This window comes from Bacillus sp. SSR7 (assembly GCF_055902415.1).
Window position 1 is genome coordinate 86,379 of sequence record NZ_JBVVXV010000015.1, and the last position, 25,716, is coordinate 112,094.

The window sequence follows — 25,716 nt, forward strand, 5'->3', positions numbered from 1 at the left end:
TGTTAGCTTTTATTTTTTAGTACAGTAAAATAAAGATAGATGGAAATGTAGCGAGGATTTAAAGGAGGAAAAAATATGAGGATATTGCATATGAATGCAGGAGCAGAAGATGGGGGAGGGAAAACACATATTATTTCACTTCTCGATCAGTTTCCAACTGGTGAAGTAGAATTAGCGGTATTTGAAGATGGAATTGTTGCGAAAGAAGCAAGAGAGTTAGGGATAAAAGTCCATGTGTTTTCACAAAAATCCCGCTATGATTTATCTATTTTAAAGAATATAAGCGAATTCATTAATAATGAAAAATTTGATATAGTTCATACGCATGGTCCTAGGGCTAATTTCTATGTTTCTTTAATGAAAAAGAGAATAACGGCAAAATGGGTAACAACTATTCATAGTGATCCATTTGAAGACTTTACTAAACAAGGCTTAAAAGGTTGGATTTTTACGAAATTAAATTTGAAAGCCTTAAAAAATGTAGATTTATTTTTTGTTGTAACAAATAGATTAAAGAAAAGTTTAGCTGCTTTAGGTATTTCTAATGAAAAGATGCATGTTATTTATAATGGAATTGAATACGATAAGGAAAAAGCAGAAGGTTATAATAAAAAAGCAATGTTCAATATTGATGAAGATGTATTTACGGCAATCCAAGTAGCACGATTGCATCCTGTGAAAGGACATGAAGTTCTATTTGATGCGTTACAACGAACAAAATTAGAGAAAATTAAAGTATTGTTAGTTGGCGATGGCCCGTTAGAAGAAAATCTAAAGTCATTGGCTACTGAAAAAGGGATTAATAATAAAGTTGAGTTTTTAGGGCATCGTCAAGATGTAAAACAATTATTTGCGTCGTCACATGTGAATTTATTAACCTCCCATAGTGAAGGGTTCCCGCTAGTTTTATTAGAAGCGGCAAATCAACGCGTACCATCAATTGTAACTAGGGCTGGAGAAATTGAACCATTAATTGTAGATGAAACGTACGGATGGATTGTGCCAACAGATGATGGAAGGGCATTAGCATTAGCTTTAGAAGAAGCGTATGATAAGTGGAAAACTGGAGAATTAGCAGCAATGGGGAAACATATTTATGAGCATGCTATTATGAACTTCTCACTTCAAAAACTATATGAAGATACAAAGGAAACATATAAGCAATTAATAGCGAAAAACTTGTAATGATAGAGAGGATAGTTAACTATGGCAGTACAAACAGTTGATATTCTAGGCGTTCCTTTTTCTACAATGACAATGGATGAAACGGTCCAATATTTAAAAGAACAACTAGAAGTGGAGCGAACACATACTTTTCAGGTAGTAACAGCAAATCCTGAAATTGTTATGTGTGCAAAAAAGGATGAAGCATTCCATCAAACATTATTAAATGCAGATTTAATTACACCTGATGGTATTGGAGTCGTAAAAGCAAGTGGTATGTTGGGTACACCTGTAAAGGAACGTGTAGCAGGTTTTGATTTAATGTGTAATTTACTTGCGGCGTTATCAGAAGACAGTAAACCAGTATCAGTTTTCTTATTAGGTGCAAAACCGCATGTTGTACAAGCTGCAGCAGATCATTTAACGAAGACGTATTCAGCTGTATCTATTGTGGGTATACAAGATGGGTATTTTAAACAAGAAGAAGAAGAGAATATTGTTTCTCGTATTCAAAAGGCAAAACCAGACTTATTGCTTGTTGCACTTGGTTTCCCGAGACAAGAGAACTTTATCCAAACGAATAAGCATCGTTTAGAAACGAAAATAGCTGTTGGAGTAGGCGGAAGTTTAGATGTATGGGCTGGAGAGGTAAAACGTGCACCAAAATGGATTCAAGCGATCCATTTAGAGTGGTTTTATAGATTATGTAGCAATCCAACGCGTTGGCGTCGTCAGTTAGTATTAGCGGAATTTTTAAAAGAAGTCATGCGTTCAAAAAAGTAGCGTTCTATCGCTACTTTTTTATTTGTCCATTTTTAATAAAGTGAGTTTTTATTCATCTACTACCGATTGTGGACCCTCACTAATCGAGTGTTTAATGGCCATGTTTTTTTATCTGTCCGCCTTTGCTTCAGCTGAATTTTGAGGTGAGGGGGCTTACTGCCATCAAATAGTCGGATAAGTATTTTACTTTTTGGGAATGATGAAGGAGAATTTTTTACACGAAAGTATTTTACTTATACAATTCACACATGTAAAATGATGTGTAAAGACAGCTGTGTAAGGAGGACTTCTTGTGGGCAAGGTGAAAGAAATTTCGAAGCGAAAGCTACTTGGTATAGCGGGGCTTGGATGGTTATTTGATGCAATGGATGTTGGAATGCTTTCATTTGTAATGGTAGCATTGCAAAAAGATTGGGGATTAAGTACGCAAGAAATGGGCTGGATAGGCAGCATTAATTCAATTGGTATGGCGGTCGGGGCGCTCGTTTTTGGAATACTATCAGATAAAATAGGGCGGAAATCAGTCTTTATTATTACATTATTATTATTTTCTATCGGTAGTGGTTTAACGGCTTTAACGACGACACTTGCTATGTTCCTTGTTTTACGATTTTTAATTGGTATGGGGCTTGGTGGAGAACTTCCAGTTGCTTCTACATTAGTATCGGAGAGTGTTGAAGCACATGAACGTGGCAAAATAGTTGTGCTATTAGAAAGTTTTTGGGCAGGTGGATGGCTAATCGCAGCTCTTATCTCGTATTTTGTTATACCGAAATATGGTTGGGAAGTTGCGATGATATTGAGTGCGGTTCCAGCGCTATATGCTTTATATTTAAGATGGAATTTACCGGATTCTCCAAGATTCCAAAAGGTTGAAAAAAGGCCATCCGTTACCGAAAATATAAAGTCAGTTTGGTCTGGGGAATATCGTAAGGCAACAATTATGTTATGGATTTTATGGTTTTCTGTTGTCTTCTCCTATTATGGCATGTTCCTTTGGTTACCTAGTGTAATGGTATTAAAAGGATTTAGTTTAATAAAAAGTTTCCAATACGTACTTATTATGACGTTAGCTCAATTGCCAGGTTATTTCACGGCTGCTTGGTTTATTGAACGTCTTGGTCGTAAGTTTGTTTTAGTTACGTATTTAATTGGTACAGCTTGCAGTGCTTACTTATTTGGAGTGGCAGAGTCATTAACGGTATTAATCGTAGCAGGCATGTTACTATCATTCTTTAATTTAGGTGCTTGGGGTGCATTATATGCCTATACACCTGAACAATACCCAACAGTTATTCGTGGTACAGGTGCAGGGATGGCGGCAGCATTCGGTCGTATTGGTGGTATTCTTGGACCGCTATTAGTAGGATATTTAGTGGCTTCACAGGCTTCACTATCACTAATATTTACGATTTTCTGTGGATCAATTTTAATAGGCGTATTTGCTGTAATTATACTTGGGCAAGAAACGAAACAACGAGAATTAGTATAAGGTAAAACTTTAATCGGTAAGTGATTTCATTATTGGCCCGTACCAATTATGTTTTAGAGTAGTAAAACTAAGAGCTCATGTTTTCTCATTCAGTGGGTTTTACTGCCTACAAATAACGGAATAAAAGGGCAGGGGAACCATGATGGTTCCCTTTTTTCTGTTTTTTTAGATAAATAATGGTATAGTAAGAAAAAGGGAATGTTCCTTATAAAAGCGAATGTATACAACAGGACATACGGACAAAAGAATTAGGTGGTTGAAGAAATGAAAATTTTACTGATTATGGAAGATGCAGAAGAGCGAAAAAGTTTAGCTGAAAAATTTATTGAAAATATAAGGAATGTAGAATGTTTTGAAGCAAATACAGGAACAGAATCATTATTTATGATGAAGAAGCATACACCAGATTTTGTTTTTTTAAATTCAAAATTACTAGATGGAACGGGTTTTGAATATGCGAGTTTATTACGGGAAGTAAATTGTTATACGAAATTTATTTTTATGGGTGAAGATATAGAAGAATCCATTACAGCGTTTCGTTTTCAAGCAGTTTATTATTTACTACGCCCATTTCGCGAGGAAGATTTGCAATTCCTTTTATATAGAATGGCTAAAGAGCAAGGTGAGAAAGCAAAGAGCTATTTGCGTAAACTACCGATAGAAGGTCAAGAAGGGATTCGGTATATTTTCCCTGAAGATATTGTATATGTAAGCAAAAACAAGGAAAACAAAACAGTTTCAATTTATACAACAAATAATCAGTATATTTCAACATATACACTCCAGGAGCTAGAAAATAAGCTAAATGCATATGATTTTTTACGTGTGCATAAAAGTTATTTAATTAATATGTCATATGTACAAGAGTTAAAGCCTTACTATAATGGCACATATAATCTGTATTTAGATAAATATGATGAGCAACCGATTCCAGTAAGTCGTAATTATGTGAAACGACTTCGAAATAAAATTGAATTATAGCAGATAATGCGAAGTTTTTAACATGATAAACTAAAAATCCTTCATGATAGGGAGGATTCAAATTAAATATTCAGAAAATTTAGTACAATCCCACTAAGAAATAGTATTGGGGGGATTGTATGTGAGAACATTGAAGTCGATTTTACTTTGGGGAGTTATTGCAGCAGTAGGAGCCGGTGCTTTTGGTGTAATAGCTTTATCACAAGGTGAAACTATTAATGCTGTATGGCTCTTAGTAGCTGCGGTATGTGTGTATGCAGTTGCTTATCGTTTTTATAGTAGATTTATAGCCAGAAAGGTATTCGGTTTAGATAATAATCGGCAAACGCCAGCTCATACATTAAATGATGGAAAAGATTATGTTCCGACAAATAAATGGGTATTATTTGGGCATCATTTTGCAGCAATCGCTGGGGCTGGGCCTTTAGTAGGACCAATTTTGGCGGCACAAATGGGATATTTGCCAGGGACAATATGGATTATTGTAGGGGTAGTTGTCGCTGGAGCTGTGCAAGATTTTGTTATTTTATTTGCTTCGATGAGACGTAATGGTAAATCTCTCGGTGAAATGATTAAAGATGAGATTGGTCCTGTTACAGGACTTATTGCAATGATTGGTATTTTAGGCATTATGATTATTTTATTAGCAGTATTAGCATTAGTAGTAGTAAAGGCGCTTGTCGGAAGCCCTTGGGGAATGTTTACGATAGCAGCAACGATTCCTATTGCTATTTTAATGGGAGTATATATGCGTTACATTAGGCCCGGACGAGTTGGTGAAGGTTCAGTAATCGGAATTATCCTACTTATACTGTCTCTTATTGGAGGGCAGTATGTAGCGAAAAATCCAGCGCTTGCAAGCATGTTCACGTTTAGCGGAGAAACAATTGCTATTATGCTTATTGTATATGGATTTATCGCATCGGCATTACCAGTTTGGATGCTTTTAGCACCACGTGATTATTTAAGTACATTTTTAAAAGTCGGAACAATTGTAGGATTAGCAATCGGTATTTTAATTGTAGCACCAGATTTACAAATGCCAGCAGTTTCGAAATTTATTGATGGAACTGGTCCTGTGTTCTCTGGAAACTTATTCCCGTTCTTATTTATTACTATTGCTTGTGGTGCAGTGTCTGGATTCCATGCTCTTGTTTCATCAGGTACGACGCCGAAGATGATTGAGCAAGAGGGACACGCACAGCCAATCGGTTATGGAGCAATGTTAATGGAGTCGTTTGTAGCGGCCATGGCGATGATTGCAGCTTGTGTATTAACACCGGGAACGTATTTTGCAATTAATAGTCCTGCAGCACTTATCGGTACAGATGTCTCGCAGGCAGCTCAAGTTATTTCCTCATGGGGATTTGCTATTACACCAAATGAACTAAAAGATCTCGCTGTAAACGTTGGAGAGCAAACGATTTTATCACGTACAGGTGGTGCGCCAACGTTAGCGATAGGTATGGCATATATTTTCTCACAAGTAATAGGTGGAACGGCCATGATGGCATTTTGGTATCATTTTGCGATTCTCTTTGAAGCGCTATTCATTTTAACAACAATTGATGCTGGAACGCGTGTCGGCCGATTTATGATTCAAGATATTTTGGGGCATGTGTATAAGCCATTTGGGCAAACGGATTCTACATTAGCGAATGTAATAGCTACAACGTTATGTGTATTAGGATGGGGTTATTTCTTATATCAAGGGGTAGTTGATCCACTTGGTGGAATTAATACATTATGGCCACTTTTCGGTATTGCAAATCAAATGTTAGCAGGTATTGCATTATTACTTGGAACGACAATTTTATTCAAAATGGGAAAAAAGGCATATGTTTGGGTGACGCTTATTCCAACTGTCGGATTGCTTATTGTAACGATGACAGCGGGTTATCAAAAGCTATTTCATGAAAACCCTAAAATAGGATTTCTATCCCACGCAAAGGTGTTTCAAGGAGCATTAGATGAAGGGAAAGTGTTAGCGCCAGCTAAAAATGTTGCCCAAATGAAGCAAATTATTTTCAATGATTATATTGATGCGGCACTTTGTGGGATTTTTATGATCGTTGTAATCGCTGTATTAATTTCTGCAATTCGAATTTGGATTCAAGTATTAAGAAATAAGCCGATGCCGCTAAAAGAGGCACCATATATCCCTAGAGATGAAAGTGAGTCGAGGAACTATGCTTAAAAGACTACGGCAAGTATGGGGACAAAGGAAACACTTTATTAGCTTACTTGTTGGGGTACCAAGCTATGAAACATATGTAGAGCATATGAAAAAGCATCATCCAGAAGAAGAAGTTGTATGTCAAAAACAATTTTTTGCAGAAGCGCAAGAAGCAAGGTTTAATGCAAAGGGCGGAAAAATCTCGCGCTGTTGTTAGTGAAAAGGACGAATTTTCGTCCTTTTTATTTTTTTGCTGTTTCACGTGGAACAGCAAAAAAATAAAAATCTTTGGGAATTATAGGTATTTCGTATACAATAAAATAAGGAAAAGGATAGATAGAAAAGTAGGGAGATTATTTTATGTTAAAGGACTTATTTGTAAACACAACAATTATTCTTTCCTTTATTTTTGTTGGAGGTCAGCTTTTAAGAGATAAACCGTTAGAAGAAGGGTTCTCTTTTTGGCAGAAATGTGTAGTAGGTATTCTTACTGGAATACTAAGTGTACTGTTAATGTATTTTGGTGTACATATAGAAAATATTATGTTGGATCTACGTTATTTAGCGGTTATTTTGGCAATTATAATCGGAGGTCCGATAGCTAGTAGTATAACAGTTACGATTATTTTAATTACCCGATTATTGTTAACCGAGTACTCTTTAGCCTCTGAATTGGCTTGTTATACTATTGTATTGATAGGTATTGGAGTTACTTTCATTTGGCGGATGAAAGTTTCTATGTTTACAAGATGGATCTGGTTTAATGTATATAGTTTATTTATTTTAGCGGTGCCACTTTCTATGCTATTTAAGGATATGTCTATAGTAGCATTATATTTAGTTTGTAGTAGTGTTGCAGCATATATCACATTTATAAGCGCAAATTATGTATTACAATCCAATGAGTTATTTCAAAAGATGAAGCAATATGCAACGATAGATGCATTGACAAGTTTAGGAAATGTAAGGCAGTTTGATTTAGAAATGAATCATCATATTGGTAATAAGCGTATGAAAAATGATTCACTTTGTTTACTACTTATAGATATTGATCACTTTAAGTGTGTAAATGATACGTATGGGCATCCTGCAGGAGATGAAGTGTTAAAACAAATAGGTCGTATTTTAAGAGAAGTTTCAACGTTTCCAGATTTGGCTTTTCGAAAGGGTGGAGAGGAGTTCGCTCTTCTGATACCGCAGAAGGGATTAGCTTACGGAATGCGTATGGGGGAACAAGTTCGCGTAGCTGTTGAAAAACATTCATTCCAATTGTTAGATGGAACAAAAATAAAAATTACAGTTTCAGTAGGGATTTCAGTATATGAACAATCACCAGAGCAATTTATTCAAGCTGCTGATGATGCATTATATTACTCCAAAAGAAATGGTAGAAATCAGGTTAGTTCCGCATCTTAAAGATAGGATGACCAGAAGAGCTTATAAATAAAAACACCCACAGAGAGGGAAAATACACACTCTGTGGGTGTTTTTATTTATAGGTTAGACAAGTTCTTTTGATACAACGAATTTACGATATGCACCGTGATGTGTTGGGCCTACGTATTCGTTGATCTTGAATGAATAACGGATAGCAGCTGTGATAAATTCTTTAGCAGTTTTTACTGCTTCTTTCACAGGTTTTCCTTTTGCAAGTTCTGCTGTAATTGCAGCAGAATATGTGCAACCTGCGCCGTGTGTATTTGTCGTATCAATTTTTTCTGATTCTAGAATGTCGAATGTCTCTCCATCATATAGGACGTCGATTGCAGTTTCGGTACCAAGCTTGCTACCGCCTTTAATTAGGACATATTTAGCACCTAAAGCATGGATTTTTTTCGCTGCTTCTTTCATGTCTTCAAGAGAATTAATCTTTACGCCACTTAATTGGTAAGCTTCAAATAAGTTTGGTGTGACAACTAATGCCTTTGGAACAAGAACGTCACGTAAGCAATCGTTCGTTTCAGGATGTAATGCTTCATCAGCACCTTTACATACCATAACAGGGTCAACTACTACATTTTTGAAATTATGTTTTTCGATTGTTTCTGCAACCATTTCAATAATTTCTACTGATCCAAGCATACCTGTTTTTAAAGCATCTACGCCAACGCCCTCAATTGTCGTTTCTAATTGTGGTTTTAATGTAGAAGCTGGGATTGGGAATACGTTATGTGCCCAACCGTTATGTGGATCCATCGTTACGATTGTCGTAAGAGATGTCATTCCGTACACACCAAGTTCTTGGAATGTTTTTAAATCTGCTTGTATACCAGCACCGCCACTTGTGTCAGAACCAGCGATAGTAAGTGCTTTATTTAATGTCATTATGAAAAGCCCCCTCAGGTGATATAATGAAAACTATGTTTTCACCATTATATCAATGTTACGAATAAGTACAAAGTGAAAAGTAGATGATTTATGTTAGGAACGATGTAAAATCTTGTATGTAGGAGACGAATTATGTTTCAAGAGAATCGTACAAATGAATTAGTTATATTAAAAGAGATTGCAGAAACACTAAATACATCAAATGATACATATCATGTATTGCAAGCAGTACTAGAAAAATTACTGAGTGTAACAGGTTTAACGACAGGATGGATATTTCTTGCGGATGAAAATGGTAGGTATACAAAATTAATTGATTATCAATTACCAGAGGCACTTACATATGAAAACAAACGCCCGATGTGTGAAGGGGAATGTTGGTGTTTACGTGGCTTTGTGGATGGGAAATTAGAGCGAGCTGTTAATATTATTGAATGTAAAAGAATTAATAATGCAATTGAATATAATTGGGGAGATACAGAAGGAATTCTTCATCATGCTACGGTTCCTTTAAAGGCTGGAGGAGAAAAATTTGGTTTGTTAAATGTGGCAAGCCCAGGTAAAACACATTTTTCAGAAGAAGAATTAGTATTGCTTCAATCAGTTGCCTTCCAAATTGGAACGGCTTTAAAACGAGCAAAGTTATATGAAAATGAAAAGCGAAGAGCACATTATTATGTGAAATTAGAACGGTTCATTCAAGTTTTAAGAACGATTCATCAATTTAATATATTGCCTGAAAAAGTTGTAGATCAATTAGGTGAAGTGTTTCAGTGGAATCAAGTCGCATTCTTTATTAGGGAAGAGAAAGAATTATCCTTGCGGGCATCTTATTGCCAGGAAGAATTGCAAGAGGATATAAAAAAAGCAGCGAAAGAAGCATTAGAAAAAGGTGAACCTACTTTATTAAATCATCAAATCAGTCATAAGGTAGCCTCTAATAGGACGGTTATTGCTACACCAATACAGATTCAAACTCACATATTTGGTGTTTTATGTGTTAGTTCAAATAATGGTGAATTTGATGTGAATACGATAGATGTACTTCAAGCAATTACAAATCATATTTCCTTCGTGATAGAAAATTTAAGGTTAAATGAGCAACGGCGTGAACTTGTACGAATGGAAGAAAGAAATCGGTTAGCAAGGGACTTACATGATTCCGTCTCACAAAAGCTATTTTCGTTAACCTTTATGACAAAAGGCGCTGAGGCAGTTTTAAAAGGTCAAAATGAAAAAGTAGATCGATCTTTGCATGATATGCGTGAACTAGCGCAAGGAGCTTTAAAAGAAATGAGGACGTTGATTTGGCAACTACGTCCAGCGGGTTTAGAGAAAGGATTATTACCAGCTTTAAAGCAATATGGTGAAAGTTTGGGATTGAAAATTCGGGAACAAGTTACAGGTGTCCGTGATTTACCACGTGTAGTAGAGGAAGCGCTGTGGAGAATTGGACAAGAAGCTTTAAATAATGTAAGTAAGCATGCGAATGTTAGAGAAGCGACGATTTATTTCAAAGTGACGGAGAAGAATGTATCATTAGAAATAGTAGATCAAGGAAACGGCTTTGTAGAAAAGGATATAAAAGAGAAGAAATCACTTGGCATGACTACGATGCGCGAAAGAGTAGAATTAGTCGGTGGAACAATTAAAGTTGTAAGTGATAAAAAAAGAACAAGTGTAAAAGTAAACGTACCATTATGATGTGAAAATGAGGGAAGTTTGTGAAAATAAAAGTATTGTTAGTGGATGATCATACAGTCGTTTTAAAAGGGTTAGCATTTTTCTTAAGTACACAGGAAGATATAGAGTTAGTTGGAGAAGCAAGTAATGGGAAAGAGGCACTAATAAAAGTAGGGGAGACGAATCCTGATGTTGTACTAATGGATTTATATATGCCCGAAATGGATGGTGTTGAGGCGACAGCGTGTATTAAAAAAGAATATCCGGATGTGAAAGTAATTGTATTAACTAGCTTTTCTGATCAGGCGCATGTGTTACCAGCATTAAGGGCTGGAGCAAGCGGGTATATTTTAAAAGATGTAGAACCAGATCAGCTTGTTGAGGCTATTCGAAGTGCATATAAAGGTAATATTCAATTACATCCTGATATAGCAAATGCTCTTCTCTCTCAAACATTACCTGTAGAAGAAAAGGAAGAAGAGCCTTCAATTCAAGTGGATGTGCTAACAGCGAGAGAAAATGAAGTATTGCAGTTATTGGCGAAAGGGATGAGTAATAAAGAAATCGCTTCTGTTTTAGTTATTACGGAAAAAACGGTAAAAGCTCATGTAAGTAGTATTTTGAGTAAGTTGAATTTATCTGATCGTACGCAAGCGGCATTATATGCAGTGAAAAATGGAATTGTATAAGACGAAAGTCGTAAGACCTAGTTCGCCTTTAGAAGGTGGACTTTTTTTATGGAAAAATACGTCTATGTGAGGACGAAATTGTCTGGATATAAAGATAAAATATGTTTGTAAGCAACAAAACAACAATTACAAAGGATACCTTTTTGAAAGCATATAACAACATAAGAGTGAGTAGTAGGAGGAAAAACAATGGCAACAGTTTTATTTGTAAAAGCAAACAACCGTCCAGCGGAACAAGCAGTTAGTGTGAAATTATACGAGGCATTTTTAGCGAACTATAAAGAAGCACATCCAAATGATACAGTAATAGAACTTGATTTATATAAAGAAGAATTACCATATGTAGGCGTAGATATGATTAATGGTACATTCAAAGCAGGTAAAGGATTTGATTTAACTGAAGAGGAAGCAAAAGCAGTAGCAGTTGCTGATAAGTATTTAAATCAATTCTTAGAAGCTGATAAAGTCGTTTTCGGTTTCCCATTATGGAACTTAACGATTCCAGCAGTATTACACACATATATTGATTATTTAAACCGAGCTGGTAAAACGTTTAAATATACGCCAGAAGGCCCAGTTGGTTTAATTGGGGATAAGAAGATTGCATTATTAAACGCGCGCGGCGGCGTATACTCTGAAGGTCCAGCAGCTGAAGTAGAAATGGCTGTTAAATATGTAGCAAGCATGATGGGCTTCTTCGGTGCAACAAACATGGAAACAGTAGTTATTGAAGGACATAATCAATTCCCAGATAAAGCAGAAGAAATCATTGCAGCTGGTCTTGAAGAAGCAGCTAAAGTAGCAAGTAAATTTTAATTAAAAATAGAATCGTCACTCAAAAAAAGTAGCATTAACATGTACATGTTAATGCTACTTTTTTATATTTTAAGTTCGTCAGCCAGTTTTTCCAATTGGATTCGATCTTGTATATAATAGGTTCTTCCGTCTTTTTTTAAGTAATTTTGTTGGCAAAATTGGTTTAATACATATAAAAGGTGACGGTAGCTAACATTTAAGTATTCCGAAACCTCGGTATGTTTTTCTGTATAACTGTTACTTTGTTCTGTTAATAGAATAAACGCCGCTAATCGATTTTCGAACGGATAACTATTATTTTTAGCATAAGTTTCTGTTCGGGTAATTGTTTTCTCACCGATAAATTTGCATAGTTTCTGTAGAAAGGTAGCATCTTGTAACAAAAGATGCTGACAATCTTTAAGAGGAAGCGCTAAGCATATACAATCTTCAATTACTTCCACCGTTTTCGTAACAGATTCTACGCCAATTAATCCTAATTCCCCAATGAACGAAGGTGCTTGAATAAAGTTAATTAAGGAGACCTTTCCGTTTTTGTGACTCATATATATTTTTGCTTTCCCAGAAATTAAGTAATAAAGATAAGAAACATCAACCCCTTCATTACATATCTTTTCGCTCTTCTGAAAGGAATGTAGTTCAGCATACGGTAAGATGTCAAAAGAAAAAAGAGTATGGAAGTTGTAAGTTTGTATGTAACGAGAGATTTCTTCGCTATTTTTGCTGACTTTCATGTTTTCACCTCATGTTTAGTATGAGATATCTCCTATTATGTTTACAAGAAAGAATGATACGATTTACGTAAATTTGTTTTTGTAGAAAAGAGAGTGTGAAGGGCTTATGAAAAAATATAAAACATTATTATTCGATGTAGATGATACATTGTTAGATTTTCAAAAGGCGGAAAAAGCGGCATTACGTATGCTTTTTGAAGAGAAAGGGATGTCTCTAACTAGCGAGATTGAAGCGCAATATAAAAAAATTAATAAAAGTCTTTGGACTGCTTTTGAAGAAGGTGAAATCAATCGTGATGAAGTTGTAAATACACGATTTTCAATTTTATTTAAAGAATACGGGGAAGAAGTAGATGGGATATTATTCGAAAATAATTATCGTAGCTACTTAGAAGAAGGAAATCAGCTCATGCAAGGCGCATTTGAATTTATAAGTCAAATTCAAAGTGAGTACGATTTATATATTGTGACAAACGGTATTTCTAAGACGCAAGATAAACGATTACGTAATGCAGGATTACATGCCTTGTTTCAAGATATTTTCGTTTCTGAAGATACAGGTTATCAAAAGCCGATGAAAGAGTATTTTGATTATGTTTTTGAAAGGATTCCTAACTTTGTTCCTGAAGAAGGGCTCATTATTGGGGATTCGTTAAGCGCTGATATGAAAGGTGGATATGTAGCGGGAATTGATACTTGTTGGTTTAATCCAGAAAAGAAATTTAATAATAGCGGGATTGTGCCAACATATGAAGTGCAAAATTTTGAAGAGTTATACGCGTTATTGAAGCAACATGTGTAATGAGAATAGGCAGTGGAACTTTCGTCCCTACTGCCTATTTCTATTCGTTTATAGCTTCGTTATTTTTAGGAAGTGGAAATGCATTACCAATTGCTGCTGCCCCAAGCATCGGTAATAGTAAATTGAGCGGGAAAAACATGAGTAATAGTAATGTTATAGCAATTGGTTTTCTTAGTGCATAGCTTGAAATTGCTGTCGTGACGATGGCGACCGAAGCGATTGGATCTATTGGGGCAATGGACGCTATAGCATATCCGATACTTGACCCAGAAAATATAATTGGGAAAATATGTCCACCGCGCCAGCCTGTATTTAAACAAACAGCAGTAATACATAATTTTAAAACCCCTGAAAGAAGTAGTACCCAGAAGGATAAATGGCTCCATTCAACGACTAAATCTTTTAATTGATGTTCTCCGGAGAATAATGTGTATGGGAGAAAAGTTCCTGCAATCCCTAATAAAATGCCACCGATAATTCCAAGCGATAGTTTGTATTCTTTTAAGGGATGGATTAATTTCTCTAATGTGAACTCTAATTTGAAATAAAAGAATCCAACTATAGCACCAATACTAGCAAGTGGAAGAAATGCAATCCATTCATTAAGAGAAAGAGAACCTTCTCCGAAATTAACGATAAAGGATCCACGATTATCAAATTTACTAAGTAATAAATAAACGGAAAAACCAGCGAAAGTGGTAGCCAAATATACAATTGCTTTTTTTCCTTTAGAGAATTCGTTAATTTGCTCTCCCTCATTTTCACTTGGAGCTAAATAACCGAATAATGGCGCGTTAAAAATTACACTTAAAGTAGCACCAATCCCAACTTCTGTTAGTTCATTCATTCCTTTTAAGGCGAATGTAAAGCGATCCCCGACCCATGTACAAAGCCCACCGATAATGCCAACAAGTGCTGCTTCAGGACCTAAGCTAGCTCCAAATATTAAAACGATAATCGCAGTTAAAGTGGCTTTATGTACGAAACGGTATTCAATTCTACCTGTTTTTTTATATTCACTCATTACTTCCGGCATAAGGCGTGGATATGTACCGAAGTATTTTTGAGTTAAACCAACAAGAATACCACCGATAGTTGTTACACAAATGGTGTAATACGGGGGAGAAGAGAAGATAGTAGGTAAGTATCCCCAAATAAAGTGAATGCCGATATTTATTGTAACTAAAAATAACCAGACTGTTGCGCCGACTATAGAGCCTAATAGAATGCCGTATAGGGCGAGTATATAGTGCATGTCTTTCTGGTTTGTCATGTTATACCTCCGTTATGTAAGTTTTAATGTCAAAAGGATTAAATATGCTACTGTGAAATGAAATGAATATGTATAGTATCTTTTTGAAAGGGTGGCTTATTCAATATATTGAGGTCTCGTGAGAATCTGAAATGTATACAGTTAAACTACTTATTTAATTCTATATATTAATTGAGGGTTTTAAAAGGTCTTTTTCAAATGAATATGGAATATATTTCTTTTGTTATGTACATTAAATTATTTGTAGTTAATTTAGAACATTCAGAAAAACTGATTGACATTAGGAAATTATTGCTATAAAATCAACGGTAATTGCATAGTCTTATCAAGAAAAGGTGGAGGGACAGGCCCGATGAAACCTTGGCAACAGCCGTATAACGGAATTGTGCCAAATCCTGCAGGTAATAACCCTGAGAGATAAGAAAGAGCCTTTAGAGCGTGTTTTCAAACTGCTCCTTTCTTGTTTTCAGGAAAGGGGCAGTTTTTTATTTTGTATAAAAGAAAGGAGAATAAAAGATGGGAGAATCATGGGGAAAAGGAACAATTTGTGTGCAAGGTGGCTATACTCCAAAAAATGGTGAACCGCGTGTTTTACCGCTTTATCAAAGTACAACGTATAAATACGATACTTCAGATGATTTAGCAGCGCTATTTAATTTAGAGGCAGAAGGATATATCTACACGCGTATTGGAAATCCTACTTTAGCTGCATTTGAGCAAAAGTTAGCGGATTTAGAGGGTGGTGTAGGAGCTGTTGCAACGGCTTCTGGGCAGGCTGCTATTATGCTTGCCGTTTTAAATATTTGTAGTAGTGGAGACCACTTGCTTTGTTCTTCCACAGTTTATGGCGGGACGTTTAATTTATTTGGAGTGAGTTTGCGTAAGCTTGGTATTGATGTTACATTCTTTAATCCGAATTTAACTGCTGATGAAATTGTGGCCCTTGCTAATGATAAGACGAAACTTGTTTATGCAGAATCGCTAGGAAATCCGGCGATGAACGTTTTAAATTTCAAAGAGTTTTCAGATGCAGCGAAAGAGTTGGAAGTACCTTTTATCGTGGATAATACATTAGCAACTCCTTATTTATGCCAAGCATTTGAGCACGGAGCAAATATTATCGTCCATTCTACGACGAAATATATTGATGGTCATGCAAGTTCGTTAGGCGGCATTGTTATTGACGGAGGGAACTTCGATTGGACAAATGGGAAATATCCTGAACTTGTTGAACCTGATCCAAGTTACCACGGCGTAAGTTACATTCAAAATTTTGGTGCAGCAGCGTATATTGTGAAAGCACGTGTTCAGCTATTAAGAGATTATGGAAATTGTATGAGCCCATTCAATGCATATATTAGCAATATCGGCTTAGAAACATTGCATTTACGAATGGAGCGTCATAGTGAAAATGCTCTTGCAGTTGCTAAGTGGCTCGCTGATCATGAACGTATTGAATGGGTGAATTATCCGGGATTAAATAGTAATGAAAATTACTCGTTAGCACAAAAGTATTTGAAAAAAGGTGCTAGTGGTGTTTTAACATTCGGCATTAAGGGAGGATTAGAAGCCGCGAAAGAATTTATCGCAAATGTAAAACTAGCAACTCTCGTAACGCATGTAGCGGATGCACGAACTTGCGTTATACATCCTGCTAGCACAACGCATAGACAATTAAGTGCTGAAGATCAGCGTTTAGCTGGCGTTACATCAGATTTAATTCGTTTATCGGTTGGTATAGAAGATGTTTCTGATATTATTGCAGATTTAGAAGCAGCGCTAGTCGGAGGCAAAGAACATGCCGATCATAATTGATAAAGATTTACCAGCTCGCAAAGTGTTACAGGAGGAAAATATTTTTGTAATGACGAAGGAGCGAGCAGAAACACAAGATATCCGGGCATTGAAAATTGCTATATTAAATTTAATGCCTACAAAGCAAGACACAGAAGCGCAATTACTTCGTTTAATTGGCAATACACCGTTGCAATTAGATGTACATTTACTTCATATGGAATCACACCTGTCCCGTAATGTCGCACAGGAACATTTAACGAGTTTCTATAAAACATTCCGTGATATTGAGAATGAGAAATTTGATGGACTCATTATTACAGGAGCACCAGTTGAAACCCTTTCTTTTGAAGAGGTAGATTATTGGGAAGAGCTTAAACGCATTATGGAGTATTCAAAAATGAACGTAACATCTACGCTTCATATTTGCTGGGGGGCACAGGCTGGTTTGTATCATCATTATGGTGTTCAAAAGTATCCTCTTAAGGAAAAAATGTTTGGTGTATTTGAACATGAAGTTCGTGAGCAACATGTGAAATTGTTACAAGGGTTTGATGAGTTATTTTTTGCCCCGCATTCTCGTCATACGGAAGTACGAGAGAGTGACATTAGAGAAGTGAAGGAGTTAACGTTATTAGCCAACTCTGAGGAAGCGGGCGTTCATCTTGTTATTGGACAAGAAGGAAGACAAGTGTTTGCGCTCGGTCATAGTGAATATAGTTGTGATACGTTAAAGCAAGAATACGAACGAGATCGTGACAAAGGGTTAAATATTGATGTGCCGAAAAACTATTTTAAGCATGATAATCCAAATGAGAAGCCGCTTGTAAGGTGGAGAAGCCATGGAAATCTATTATTCTCTAATTGGCTAAATTATTACGTGTATCAAGAAACCCCTTATGTATTATAAAAAAAGATTGTGTCACACGTGGCAACGTTTTCTTTGTAAAGATTAACCTTTATTTTTCCGAATGTTCAAAAAACATTGTTTTTCAGATTTTTTATTCATATAATTTCATCTAAACACAATTTTTGAGGGGTGGACAGTATTATGAAAGAAATTCAAGTTGGCTTATTAGGTCTTGGGACAGTTGGTAGCGGGGTAGTTCGTATCATTACAGATCACCAAGAGCGACTTATACACCAAGTAGGTTGTCCTGTAAAAGTAACGAAAGTACTAGTACAAAATATTGAAAAAGAGAGAGAAGTAGAGGTACCTTCTACTCTATTAACACAAGATGCACATGAAATTTTAGACAATCCAAACATCGACGTTGTCATCGAAGTAATGGGTGGCATTGATGATGCAAAAGCATATATTTTGCAAGCTTTACAAAGCGGGAAGCATGTTGTGACTGCCAATAAAGATTTAATGGCGTTACATGGGGCGGAACTATTAGCGGTAGCAAAAGATAATAAAGCTGATTTATTTTATGAAGCCAGTGTGGCCGGAGGGATTCCGATTTTACGAAGTATCGTAGAAGGACTTTCTTCAGATCTTATTACGAAAGTAATGGGAATTGTAAATGGAACGACAAATTTTATTTTGACGAAAATGTCAGATGAAGGGAGAGCATATAACGACGTGTTAAAAGAAGCCCAGCAACTTGGATTTGCAGAAGCAGATCCAACATCAGATGTAGAAGGTTTAGATGCAGCAAGAAAAATGACGATTTTGGCTACCCTTGGTTTCTCTACAAATGTAGAGCTTGGAGATGTAAAGGTAAAAGGGATTACTTCTATTACAGAAGAAGATATTGAATACAGTAAGAGTTTAGGATACACGATTAAATTAATCGGTCTTGCGAAGCGAGATGGTGAAAAATTAGAGGTTACAGTTGAACCGACACTACTTCCAAATACACATCCTCTTGCGGCCGTACAAAACGAATATAACGCTGTATATGTGTATGGTGAAGCAGTTGGAGAAACGATGTTTTATGGACCAGGTGCAGGAAGTCTACCGACAGCAACAGCTGTTGTTTCAGATTTAGTAGCTGTCATGCAAAATATTAGATTAGGGGTAACAGGAAATAGTGCTGTAGTCCCGCAATATCAAAAAGTATTAAAAGAGCCAGACGAAATTGTTGTGAAGAAATTTTTACGACTTCATGTGAAAGATGAAATTGGTGTATTTGCAAAAATTACTTCGTTATTCTCTGAGCGTGGCGTTAGCTTTGAAAAGATTATTCAAATGCCACTTGAAGAGAAAGGAAAAGCTGAAATTGTAATTGTAACGCATCGTGCATCTCTTGCTGATTATGATTATATTCTACATACGTTGCAAGGGTATGAAGAAATAGATTGTTTGAAAGCAAACTATCGAATTGAAGGAGATGCTAAGTAGTATCTCTACTAATAAAAAACCTATTAAGCAGCTTGCTTAATAGGTTTTTTTCTATTTAAAATTTGTGTACCAACTTGAATAAATGCTTGTATAATCCAGCCTGTTGTAAAGGATAAAATAATTGTTCCAAAATAGATAGGTCCATCTAATAAGAAGCTTAATGTTAAAAATAAGAATGCTAACGAAATTTCTGTCCTTCTAAATGTCCATTTCTTTTTCTCAGCAACTGTTAAAACGAAAGCTTCTTGAGGTGCTGCACAAAGATTTGTAGAGACGTAAAGACCAATTCCAGCTCCAACGAATAGATTTCCGCAAATAAGTGTTATATATTTTGGAAGAGAACGGATAGCGTCCATAATAGTTGTAATGGAACCGATCCAATCAACAAAAAGAGAAATAAGAACCATTGTTACAATTGTACCGATCGTAATTTGTTTTTTATTCCAAAAGAGTACGATAAGGGTAAAAGCAAAGTTAATCATGAAAATCCAAAAACCGATACTTATCCCGAAATTTTGATATAGTGCAATAAAGAAGGAATCATAAGGGCTAAGTCCAAAGGAAGTAATTGTCGTCATCATATTAATGCCGATGGCGAGAATAAGTAGACCGCTAATGAAAAATATATGTTCTAATTTGAGTCGAAACATAGTTGTATATCCTTTCAAAAAGTATTTGCTAGGAAAGGATATATTGTGGAAAGCTTACCAGGTCAAGGGAGAATTTTTGTGAGAAGGGGAAAATGAGATGACGAATATAAGAAAAATTGCTGAACTTGCTGGGGTATCTGTTTCAACTGTTTCACGTGTACTAAATAATCATCCATATGTGAATGAACAGAAGCGAAAAGAAATTTTAGCAATTATAGAAGAATTAAACTATACGCAAAATGTGAATGCAATTCATTTAGTGAAAGGGAAAACGAATGTCATTGGCGTTTTATTACCGCATGTAAATGACCAATATTATAGTGCTATTATTGAGGGAATATCAAAGGAAACAGCAAAGAATAATTATAATATGATGCTTTGTCAGACGAATTATAGTGAGGAAAGAGAATTAGAAATTTTGAATATGTTAAAAATGAAAAAGCTTGATGGGGTTATTATATGTTCGCGGGCAAATAGTAAGGAAAAGCTTGAAGAATATACGAAGTTTGGCCCTATTGTTATGTGTGAAGAAATAGACTCGAACTACATTTCGAGTGTGCATATTGATTATTATAAAGTGTTTTCGCGCGGGATGAAGAGCTTAATAGATGCGGGCCATACAAGTATTGGGTATTGCATTGGAAGAAGTAACAGTATTAATAGCCAAAGGAGAAAACAAGCATATGAAGATTCACTTCAACAGATTGCTGTAACATCAATAGAAGCCTGGAAGTTTAAAGGCTGTTTTACGGTGGAAGATGGGCGTAATGTAATTAGGGAATGGGCCTCTATGTCAGTAAAACCAACTGCGTTTCTTGTATCTTGCAACCATATTGCAGCAGGAATGGTAACGGAAGCGAAAAAACAAGGAATTCGTATTCCAGAAGATATTACGATTATCGGTTGTGATGATCAAGATGTGGCAGATATTTTAGGCATTACGACCATTTCGTATTGTAGTAAAAATGTTGGTGTAAAGGCATTTGAATTATTATATGAAAAGATTAATGATGAGAAAATAGATGTAAAGCACGTAGAGTTATTTCCAGAATTAGTACATAGGGAAACAACATAATAGATAAGGTGTGAAAATCGCTTTTCAAAATTGCGTTTGGTATAATTATGGACAATCTATGAGGGCTAAAAGGGGTTTTGATATGAGATCAAAAGTAGTAAAAGTAATTCTACTCATTACAATTGCATCTTTCTGTTTATTTGCATATGGCTTTGTTTCAGGTGTAAATGATGTATTAAATCCGAAAGCTTCAAATTTAATTAAAAAGACCGATGTAGTGGCAAAAGAGAAAAAGAAAACGGGAACGTTACAAATCGTTAGTTTAGGTGATTCATTAACACGCGGTGTTGGTGATAAAGAAGGGATTGGCTATATTGGACGGATGAAAGAAGATTTACAAAAAGATTATAAGCAAAAGGTTGCCTTAACGAACTTAGCTGTTAGTGGTGCGAAAATGCCTGACTTATTAAAACAAATTGAGAGTAGTGGCGCTCAATATTCAATTAAGCAAGCAGATGTAATCGTTTTAACGATTGGAGGAAATGATTTATTTCCGGGTTGGGAATCGCTTGGAAAGATAGATTTAGAAACATATCGTCCTGATACGGAAACATTCCAAAATGAAGCGAAGAAAATTATAGAAGAAATTCGTAAATTAAATACAGATAGCCCTATTTTTTGGCTAGGTTTATATAATCCTTTTGAAGATGTAGAAGATTTAAAGGGGTCTTCAAACATTGTTGTAGACTGGAATGCATCTTTAGAAAAGTTAGCGATAAATAATAAAAATGTATATATTACACCGACATTTGATTTATTCCAAAACCGCGGGAAAGATTTATTATACTCTGATCATTTTCATCCGAACGAAGTAGGTTATACGTATATGGCAGAACGTTTAGTTCAAAATGTTGTAAGTAAATTAAAACTAGAACAAGGAGGGGTAAAATGACGACGATACTTTCCGTACGAGACGTGAAGAAGGTAATTGGAAAGAAGACTCTTGTAGAGAATATTTCCTTTGATGTAAAGCAAGGAGAAGTGTTCGGGTTCTTAGGACCAAATGGTGCTGGAAAGACGACTACCATTCGAATGTTAGTTGGATTAATTAAGGCGACAGAAGGTACGATTTCTATCGGTGGTTATTCGATTAAGGAAAATTTCAGAGAAGCGATGCGTCAAATTGGGAGTATCGTTGAAAACCCAGAGTTGTATACATATTTAACGGGATGGGAAAATTTAAAGCAATTTGCTCGTATGTTAGGTGATATATCAGATGAACGTATTATTGAAATTGCTGAAATGGTTCATTTGGATGAAAGAATTCACGATAAGGTAAAAACATATTCACTCGGTATGAAACAGCGACTTGGCATTGCGCAAGCGCTTCTTGGAAATCCTAAACTACTCATACTAGATGAGCCGACAAATGGTTTAGACCCAGCCGGAATTAGAGAGCTTAGGGAATTTATACATAAGCTTGTGAAAGAAGAAAATATGAGCGTGTTTATTTCAAGTCATTTGCTAAGCGAAGTACAAATGATATGTGATCGCGTTGCTATTATTCATAAAGGAAAGATGATAACAGTTGCCAAGGTTGAAGAGTTAATTAAAACAGCAAGTGACCGCGTAGAATGGATTGTTACGCCGATTGGGAAAGCAAAAGATATGCTAGAAGATGCTGAGGAAGTAAGAGAAGTGAGTATAGAAGGTGATCGATTACTATGCCGTATGAATATCGCATCTATAAGTAATTGGAATAAACATTTTGTAGAAAACGGGATAGATGTACATAGCGTTAAGGAACTTGTATTTACGCTAGAAGATTTATTTATTGAACTCACAAGGGGTGAGCAGCATGCGTGAATTTGCGAATCTAGTTTTAAATGAATCAGAAAAGATTTACCGCAAGAAACGTATTTTTGTTGTCATGCTTATTTTAGCAATCTTGATCCCACTTTTTGTGTACGCGCAGTATCGTGAAATAGAGACGACACAGAAAAGGCTCGGTACAACTGATTGGAAGGTTTCATTACAACAGCAAATTGTTGATTCTCAGAACCGGTTGAACAATTCTAGGTTGCCAGAAGAATGGCGTGATTGGTTAAAGGTAAGAGTTGAGCAGCAACAATATTATTTAGATCATGATATTAACCCGATGGCACCGGGCGCACCGACTTTTGTAAGGGCTTTTATTGAGCAAGGAATTACATTATTTATTCCGCTTCTTGTAATGATTGTCGCCATTGATATCGTTTCAGGAGAACGAAGTGATGGAACGATGAAGATGTTACTTACGCGGCCGATTCGGCGCTGGAAAATACTCCTTAGTAAATACGTGACGATGTTATTTTTTATTTCGCTCATACTGTTTCTTGTAGGCTTGTTTGCTTACATACTATCAGGGCTTGTATTTGGTTACTCGGGATGGAATTTACCTGTTTTAACAGGGTTCGTCATTGATAAGGAAACGTTAAATACGAACTTTGTGCACCTTATTCCGCAGTGGCAATACATCTTAATGGCATATGGATTAGCTTGGTTTGTTGCTATCGTTGTTGGAACTATATCATTTATGGTCTCTGTTTTAATTCGTAATACACCAGCTGGTATGGGCGTTATGTTAGCCGCATTAATTGCGGGCGGCATTTTAAGTTCATTCGCAACATCTTGGGAAGGTGCGAAATATATTTTTAGTGTGAATTTATCATTAACGGATTATCTATCAGGAAAATTACCTGCATTACAAGGTTTATCGATGGGATTTTCTTTAATGAATTTAACTGTTTGGGGAGTTGTGTCTCTTATTATTTCATTTGTAGTATTTACAAAGCAGGATATGGTGAATTAATTGGACGGGAAGTGAAGATATGGAGAATATTTTAACAAATGATTGGGGACCATTATTGGCGCCAGAATTTGAGAAAGAGTATTATCGTAAGCTAGCTGATTTTTTGAAAGAAGAGTACAGTACACATGTTGTTTACCCAAAGCTAGAAGATATTTTTAACGCTCTAGAGTATACAAGTTATGAAAATACAAAGGTCGTTATTTTAGGACAAGATCCATACCATGGACCGAATCAAGCGCATGGTTTAAGCTTTTCTGTGCAACCCGGTATTAAAACGCCACCGTCGTTGTTAAATATGTATAAAGAACTTCGAGATGAATATGGGTATGACATTCCAAATAACGGTTATTTAGTAAAGTGGGCAAAGCAAGGCGTTTTATTATTAAATACTGTATTAACAGTTCGACAAGGTGAAGCAAATTCTCATAAAGGAAAAGGATGGGAGCACTTCACAGATCGTGTAATTGAGCTATTAAATGAACGTGAAAAGCCAGTTATTTTCATATTGTGGGGACGTCATGCACAGGCGAAGAAGAAGTTAATTACGAATCCGAATCATCATATTATCGAATCCGTACATCCAAGTCCATTATCAGCAAGACGTGGTTTCTTTGGAAGTAAACCATATTCTAAAGTAAATACGATTTTAGCTAATATGGGCGAGAGGGAAATTGATTGGGAAATTCCAAATTTGTAAATAAAAAAGGTAGTTAACAGTCGTTAACTACCTTTTCATTATTGTTGCTCGTTTTTTAATTTTGCATCTAGTACAAAAGTACCAAATGGGATAACCGATGAAATGAATGCCCCAAGTGCCCATAAAATTGATTTACGGTGTACGATTGTTACTTGAATTACTGCGAAGATAAATAAAATAAATAAAACACCGTGAGCCATGCCTGTAATTTTAACAGCTGTTGCAAATCCTGCGAAATATTTTAATGGCATTGCTACAAATAATAGTAGTAGGAAAGAAATCCCTTCAATAAGTCCAATTGCTCTTAATCGTCCGATTGGTGTAGATAACATGTAAAGTGGCCTCCCTTAACGTATGCTTGTTTATAGTAAATTTGTATTCTTTTTCAAAATAAAATAGTCTATTTTGTTTCATTATATACAAAAAGAAAGTTTACACTACGAGAATAGTGCAAAGTTCAAAATATAGTCACAAAAGCATGGTAATTTAAATAAAAACCTATTTGAAGTGTTTGACTTCAAATAGGTTTTATGAATGAAAATATTAAACAAGTGCTTCTCTTTTTAGTACGAACTTCTCTACAACCTTTGCTACACCATCGTTCATATTTGTATCTGTTACATAGTTTGCAATTTCTTTAATATCATCAGGTGCATTGCCCATTGCAACACCAAGACCAGCGAATTCGATCATTGCTTGGTCATTATAGCTATCGCCCATTGCGATAACTTCTTCGCGCTTAATGCCAAGTTTTTGAATCAGTTGGTTTAAGCTCGTTCCTTTTGTAACACCAGCTTCAGTAAATTCTAAGAAGAATGGTTTAGAACGCATAACGCTTAATTGTCCTTCTAGTTGTTTTTGTAGTTTTGATTCTACTTCAACAAGGCGTTCAGCTTCTTTATTCATTAATACTTTTACTACTGGCTCTTTAACAGCAGCCTTAAAGTCATCTACAACAACAATTGGCATACCAGTAATATCGCCCTCAATTTCAGTATAAGGATTATTTTCTTCTGTTACGATATCATCGCCAATATAAGTATGAATCCATACATCTTCAGTTTTACTAATTTCAAATAGGTTGTGAACGATTTCAGGAGATAGCGTACTACTAAAGATTTCTTCGTTTGTTTTCCAGTTAATAATTTTTGCACCATTAAAAGATAGAATGAAACTGCCGTATTCTTCTAAACGAAGTTCTTTCGCTACATTGCGCATACCAAAAGTTGGACGTCCGGAAGCAAGTACAACTTTTACACCTTGTTCTTGTGCAGTCATTAGAGCTTCTTTCGTACGAGGTGAAATAGTATGGTCGTCACGTAATAAAGTATCATCTAAATCTAAAACAATCATTTTATAAGTCATATTGAAAAGTCCCTTCTTTATTTAAATCAAATATATGTTCATGGAGATGTAAGAAATAATAGTAAGACATCGAACC

25 protein-coding genes and 1 riboswitch are annotated in these 25,716 nt (G+C 35.7%); of the genes, 19 read left to right on the plus strand and 6 right to left on the minus strand.

Annotated elements, in window-relative coordinates; all coding sequences use genetic code 11:
* Positions 1–75 precede the first annotated feature (75 nt).
* The 7 genes from AC0NJG_RS22350 to AC0NJG_RS22380 all read left to right on the plus strand — a co-directional run bounded on the left by AC0NJG_RS22350 (position 76) and on the right by AC0NJG_RS22380 (position 8,012).
* Positions 76–1,185: a glycosyltransferase family 4 protein gene (locus AC0NJG_RS22350; RefSeq protein ID WP_088326468.1), complete on the plus strand. Its 1,110-nt coding sequence runs from the start codon at positions 76–78 to the stop codon at positions 1,183–1,185.
* A 21-nt stretch (positions 1,186–1,206) separates the two neighbouring features.
* Entirely contained in the window at positions 1,207–1,947 is a 741-nt protein-coding gene (locus AC0NJG_RS22355) for a WecB/TagA/CpsF family glycosyltransferase (protein ID WP_048553392.1), read from the plus strand.
* A 292-nt stretch (positions 1,948–2,239) separates the two neighbouring features.
* The gene (locus tag AC0NJG_RS22360) at positions 2,240–3,439 is read left to right on the plus strand and encodes an MFS transporter (protein WP_474063456.1); all 1,200 of its coding nucleotides are present in this window, start codon (positions 2,240–2,242) and stop codon (positions 3,437–3,439) included.
* Between the two features lie 264 nt (positions 3,440–3,703).
* Positions 3,704–4,420, plus strand: coding sequence for a LytR/AlgR family response regulator transcription factor (locus tag AC0NJG_RS22365; RefSeq protein WP_087955225.1), 717 nt, complete (start codon positions 3,704–3,706; stop codon positions 4,418–4,420).
* 121 nt (positions 4,421–4,541) lie between these two features.
* The gene (gene cstA, locus AC0NJG_RS22370; RefSeq protein WP_474063457.1) at positions 4,542–6,617 is read left to right on the plus strand and encodes a carbon starvation protein CstA; all 2,076 of its coding nucleotides are present in this window, start codon (positions 4,542–4,544) and stop codon (positions 6,615–6,617) included.
* Positions 6,610–6,813: a YbdD/YjiX family protein gene (locus tag AC0NJG_RS22375; RefSeq protein WP_000919824.1), complete on the plus strand. Its 204-nt coding sequence runs from the start codon at positions 6,610–6,612 to the stop codon at positions 6,811–6,813. Before cstA ends, AC0NJG_RS22375 begins: the two co-directional genes overlap by 8 nt.
* A gap of 143 nt (positions 6,814–6,956) precedes the next feature.
* Positions 6,957–8,012, plus strand: coding sequence for a GGDEF domain-containing protein (locus AC0NJG_RS22380; protein WP_474063458.1), 1,056 nt, complete (start codon positions 6,957–6,959; stop codon positions 8,010–8,012).
* Positions 8,013–8,096: 84 nt separating this feature from the next.
* On the opposite strand, the gene pdxK is transcribed toward AC0NJG_RS22380, so the two are convergent.
* The gene (gene pdxK, locus AC0NJG_RS22385) at positions 8,097–8,921 is read right to left on the minus strand and encodes a pyridoxine/pyridoxal/pyridoxamine kinase (protein WP_000174249.1); all 825 of its coding nucleotides are present in this window, start codon (positions 8,919–8,921) and stop codon (positions 8,097–8,099) included.
* A 135-nt stretch (positions 8,922–9,056) separates the two neighbouring features.
* Between pdxK and AC0NJG_RS22390 the strand changes: the two genes are divergently transcribed.
* From AC0NJG_RS22390 to AC0NJG_RS22400, 3 genes are all read left to right on the plus strand, one after another.
* Entirely contained in the window at positions 9,057–10,628 is a 1,572-nt protein-coding gene (locus AC0NJG_RS22390) for a GAF domain-containing sensor histidine kinase (RefSeq protein ID WP_474063459.1), read from the plus strand.
* 20 nt (positions 10,629–10,648) lie between these two features.
* On the plus strand, positions 10,649–11,296 hold the full coding sequence (locus AC0NJG_RS22395; protein WP_087955221.1) for a response regulator: 648 nt from the start codon (positions 10,649–10,651) through the stop codon (positions 11,294–11,296).
* Between the two features lie 189 nt (positions 11,297–11,485).
* Positions 11,486–12,112: an FMN-dependent NADH-azoreductase gene (locus AC0NJG_RS22400; protein ID WP_087995290.1), complete on the plus strand. Its 627-nt coding sequence runs from the start codon at positions 11,486–11,488 to the stop codon at positions 12,110–12,112.
* A 62-nt stretch (positions 12,113–12,174) separates the two neighbouring features.
* Here the strand turns inward: AC0NJG_RS22400 and AC0NJG_RS22405 are convergent, their stop codons facing one another.
* Positions 12,175–12,846, minus strand: a complete 672-nt coding sequence (locus AC0NJG_RS22405) for a transcriptional regulator YeiL (protein ID WP_087955219.1) — start codon at positions 12,844–12,846, stop codon at positions 12,175–12,177.
* 106 nt (positions 12,847–12,952) lie between these two features.
* On the opposite strand from AC0NJG_RS22405, the gene AC0NJG_RS22410 reads away from it, so the two are divergent.
* Positions 12,953–13,648: a YjjG family noncanonical pyrimidine nucleotidase gene (locus AC0NJG_RS22410; protein ID WP_087955218.1), complete on the plus strand. Its 696-nt coding sequence runs from the start codon at positions 12,953–12,955 to the stop codon at positions 13,646–13,648.
* Positions 13,649–13,688: 40 nt separating this feature from the next.
* Here the strand turns inward: AC0NJG_RS22410 and AC0NJG_RS22415 are convergent, their stop codons facing one another.
* The gene (locus AC0NJG_RS22415) at positions 13,689–14,921 is read right to left on the minus strand and encodes a chloride channel protein (protein WP_087995292.1); all 1,233 of its coding nucleotides are present in this window, start codon (positions 14,919–14,921) and stop codon (positions 13,689–13,691) included.
* 319 nt (positions 14,922–15,240) lie between these two features.
* Positions 15,241–15,345: riboswitch (SAM riboswitch) on the plus strand.
* A 92-nt stretch (positions 15,346–15,437) separates the two neighbouring features.
* Here AC0NJG_RS22415 and AC0NJG_RS22420 point away from each other — a divergent pair.
* From AC0NJG_RS22420 to AC0NJG_RS22430, 3 genes are all read left to right on the plus strand, one after another.
* Positions 15,438–16,736: a bifunctional O-acetylhomoserine aminocarboxypropyltransferase/cysteine synthase gene (locus AC0NJG_RS22420; protein ID WP_087955216.1), complete on the plus strand. Its 1,299-nt coding sequence runs from the start codon at positions 15,438–15,440 to the stop codon at positions 16,734–16,736.
* Entirely contained in the window at positions 16,720–17,625 is a 906-nt protein-coding gene (metA, locus tag AC0NJG_RS22425) for a homoserine O-acetyltransferase MetA (RefSeq protein ID WP_048553404.1), read from the plus strand. The genes AC0NJG_RS22420 and metA overlap by 17 nt, the downstream gene beginning before the upstream one ends.
* Before the next feature lie 141 nt (positions 17,626–17,766).
* On the plus strand, positions 17,767–19,062 hold the full coding sequence (locus tag AC0NJG_RS22430; protein ID WP_000659098.1) for a homoserine dehydrogenase: 1,296 nt from the start codon (positions 17,767–17,769) through the stop codon (positions 19,060–19,062).
* 23 nt (positions 19,063–19,085) lie between these two features.
* Here the strand turns inward: AC0NJG_RS22430 and AC0NJG_RS22435 are convergent, their stop codons facing one another.
* Positions 19,086–19,712: a YczE/YyaS/YitT family protein gene (locus AC0NJG_RS22435; protein ID WP_087955214.1), complete on the minus strand. Its 627-nt coding sequence runs from the start codon at positions 19,710–19,712 to the stop codon at positions 19,086–19,088.
* Between the two features lie 97 nt (positions 19,713–19,809).
* Here AC0NJG_RS22435 and AC0NJG_RS22440 point away from each other — a divergent pair, with 97 nt between their 5' ends.
* From AC0NJG_RS22440 to AC0NJG_RS22460, 5 genes are read left to right on the plus strand one after another with little or no spacing between them, the layout of a single operon-like run.
* On the plus strand, positions 19,810–20,787 hold the full coding sequence (locus tag AC0NJG_RS22440; RefSeq protein ID WP_088326436.1) for a LacI family DNA-binding transcriptional regulator: 978 nt from the start codon (positions 19,810–19,812) through the stop codon (positions 20,785–20,787).
* Between the two features lie 10 nt (positions 20,788–20,797).
* Positions 20,798–21,679, plus strand: a complete 882-nt coding sequence (locus tag AC0NJG_RS22445) for an SGNH/GDSL hydrolase family protein (protein ID WP_140421169.1) — start codon at positions 20,798–20,800, stop codon at positions 21,677–21,679.
* On the plus strand, positions 21,676–22,593 hold the full coding sequence (locus tag AC0NJG_RS22450; RefSeq protein WP_087955211.1) for an ABC transporter ATP-binding protein: 918 nt from the start codon (positions 21,676–21,678) through the stop codon (positions 22,591–22,593). The genes AC0NJG_RS22445 and AC0NJG_RS22450 overlap by 4 nt, the downstream gene beginning before the upstream one ends.
* Positions 22,586–23,578 (plus strand): ABC transporter permease subunit, encoded by a 993-nt coding sequence (locus AC0NJG_RS22455; protein ID WP_087955210.1) that lies wholly within the window; start codon positions 22,586–22,588, stop codon positions 23,576–23,578. The genes AC0NJG_RS22450 and AC0NJG_RS22455 overlap by 8 nt, the downstream gene beginning before the upstream one ends.
* A 19-nt stretch (positions 23,579–23,597) precedes the next feature.
* Entirely contained in the window at positions 23,598–24,275 is a 678-nt protein-coding gene (locus AC0NJG_RS22460) for a uracil-DNA glycosylase (protein ID WP_087995294.1), read from the plus strand.
* A 38-nt stretch (positions 24,276–24,313) separates the two neighbouring features.
* On the opposite strand, the gene AC0NJG_RS22465 is transcribed toward AC0NJG_RS22460, so the two are convergent.
* Together AC0NJG_RS22465 and AC0NJG_RS22470 are read right to left on the minus strand one after the other, a co-directional pair.
* Complete coding sequence (locus tag AC0NJG_RS22465) at positions 24,314–24,607, minus strand: DUF3817 domain-containing protein (protein ID WP_270821918.1); 294 nt, start codon at positions 24,605–24,607, stop codon at positions 24,314–24,316.
* A 211-nt stretch (positions 24,608–24,818) separates the two neighbouring features.
* On the minus strand, positions 24,819–25,640 hold the full coding sequence (locus tag AC0NJG_RS22470; RefSeq protein ID WP_474063460.1) for a Cof-type HAD-IIB family hydrolase: 822 nt from the start codon (positions 25,638–25,640) through the stop codon (positions 24,819–24,821).
* Positions 25,641–25,716: the final 76 nt, after the last annotated feature.

What these genes read in the sequence shown, in the direction of transcription:
- AC0NJG_RS22435 (WP_087955214.1), bottom strand. Translation starts at nt 19,712, where the DNA reads ATGTTTCGACTCAAATTAGAACATATATTTTTCATTAGCGGTCTACTT.
- AC0NJG_RS22415 (WP_087995292.1), bottom strand. Translation starts at nt 14,921, where the DNA reads ATGACAAACCAGAAAGACATGCACTATATACTCGCCCTATACGGCATT.
- AC0NJG_RS22455 (WP_087955210.1), top strand. Translation starts at nt 22,586, where the DNA reads ATGCGTGAATTTGCGAATCTAGTTTTAAATGAATCAGAAAAGATTTAC.
- AC0NJG_RS22390 (WP_474063459.1), top strand. Translation starts at nt 9,057, where the DNA reads ATGTTTCAAGAGAATCGTACAAATGAATTAGTTATATTAAAAGAGATT.
- AC0NJG_RS22460 (WP_087995294.1), top strand. Translation starts at nt 23,598, where the DNA reads ATGGAGAATATTTTAACAAATGATTGGGGACCATTATTGGCGCCAGAA.
- AC0NJG_RS22470 (WP_474063460.1), bottom strand. Translation starts at nt 25,640, where the DNA reads ATGACTTATAAAATGATTGTTTTAGATTTAGATGATACTTTATTACGT.
- AC0NJG_RS22355 (WP_048553392.1), top strand. Translation starts at nt 1,207, where the DNA reads ATGGCAGTACAAACAGTTGATATTCTAGGCGTTCCTTTTTCTACAATG.
- AC0NJG_RS22400 (WP_087995290.1), top strand. Translation starts at nt 11,486, where the DNA reads ATGGCAACAGTTTTATTTGTAAAAGCAAACAACCGTCCAGCGGAACAA.
- AC0NJG_RS22375 (WP_000919824.1), top strand. Translation starts at nt 6,610, where the DNA reads ATGCTTAAAAGACTACGGCAAGTATGGGGACAAAGGAAACACTTTATT.
- AC0NJG_RS22380 (WP_474063458.1), top strand. Translation starts at nt 6,957, where the DNA reads ATGTTAAAGGACTTATTTGTAAACACAACAATTATTCTTTCCTTTATT.
- AC0NJG_RS22450 (WP_087955211.1), top strand. Translation starts at nt 21,676, where the DNA reads ATGACGACGATACTTTCCGTACGAGACGTGAAGAAGGTAATTGGAAAG.
- AC0NJG_RS22430 (WP_000659098.1), top strand. Translation starts at nt 17,767, where the DNA reads ATGAAAGAAATTCAAGTTGGCTTATTAGGTCTTGGGACAGTTGGTAGC.
- AC0NJG_RS22365 (WP_087955225.1), top strand. Translation starts at nt 3,704, where the DNA reads ATGAAAATTTTACTGATTATGGAAGATGCAGAAGAGCGAAAAAGTTTA.
- pdxK (WP_000174249.1), bottom strand. Translation starts at nt 8,921, where the DNA reads ATGACATTAAATAAAGCACTTACTATCGCTGGTTCTGACACAAGTGGC.
- AC0NJG_RS22350 (WP_088326468.1), top strand. Translation starts at nt 76, where the DNA reads ATGAGGATATTGCATATGAATGCAGGAGCAGAAGATGGGGGAGGGAAA.
- AC0NJG_RS22420 (WP_087955216.1), top strand. Translation starts at nt 15,438, where the DNA reads ATGGGAGAATCATGGGGAAAAGGAACAATTTGTGTGCAAGGTGGCTAT.
- AC0NJG_RS22410 (WP_087955218.1), top strand. Translation starts at nt 12,953, where the DNA reads ATGAAAAAATATAAAACATTATTATTCGATGTAGATGATACATTGTTA.
- metA (WP_048553404.1), top strand. Translation starts at nt 16,720, where the DNA reads ATGCCGATCATAATTGATAAAGATTTACCAGCTCGCAAAGTGTTACAG.
- AC0NJG_RS22405 (WP_087955219.1), bottom strand. Translation starts at nt 12,846, where the DNA reads ATGAAAGTCAGCAAAAATAGCGAAGAAATCTCTCGTTACATACAAACT.
- AC0NJG_RS22440 (WP_088326436.1), top strand. Translation starts at nt 19,810, where the DNA reads ATGACGAATATAAGAAAAATTGCTGAACTTGCTGGGGTATCTGTTTCA.
- AC0NJG_RS22465 (WP_270821918.1), bottom strand. Translation starts at nt 24,607, where the DNA reads ATGTTATCTACACCAATCGGACGATTAAGAGCAATTGGACTTATTGAA.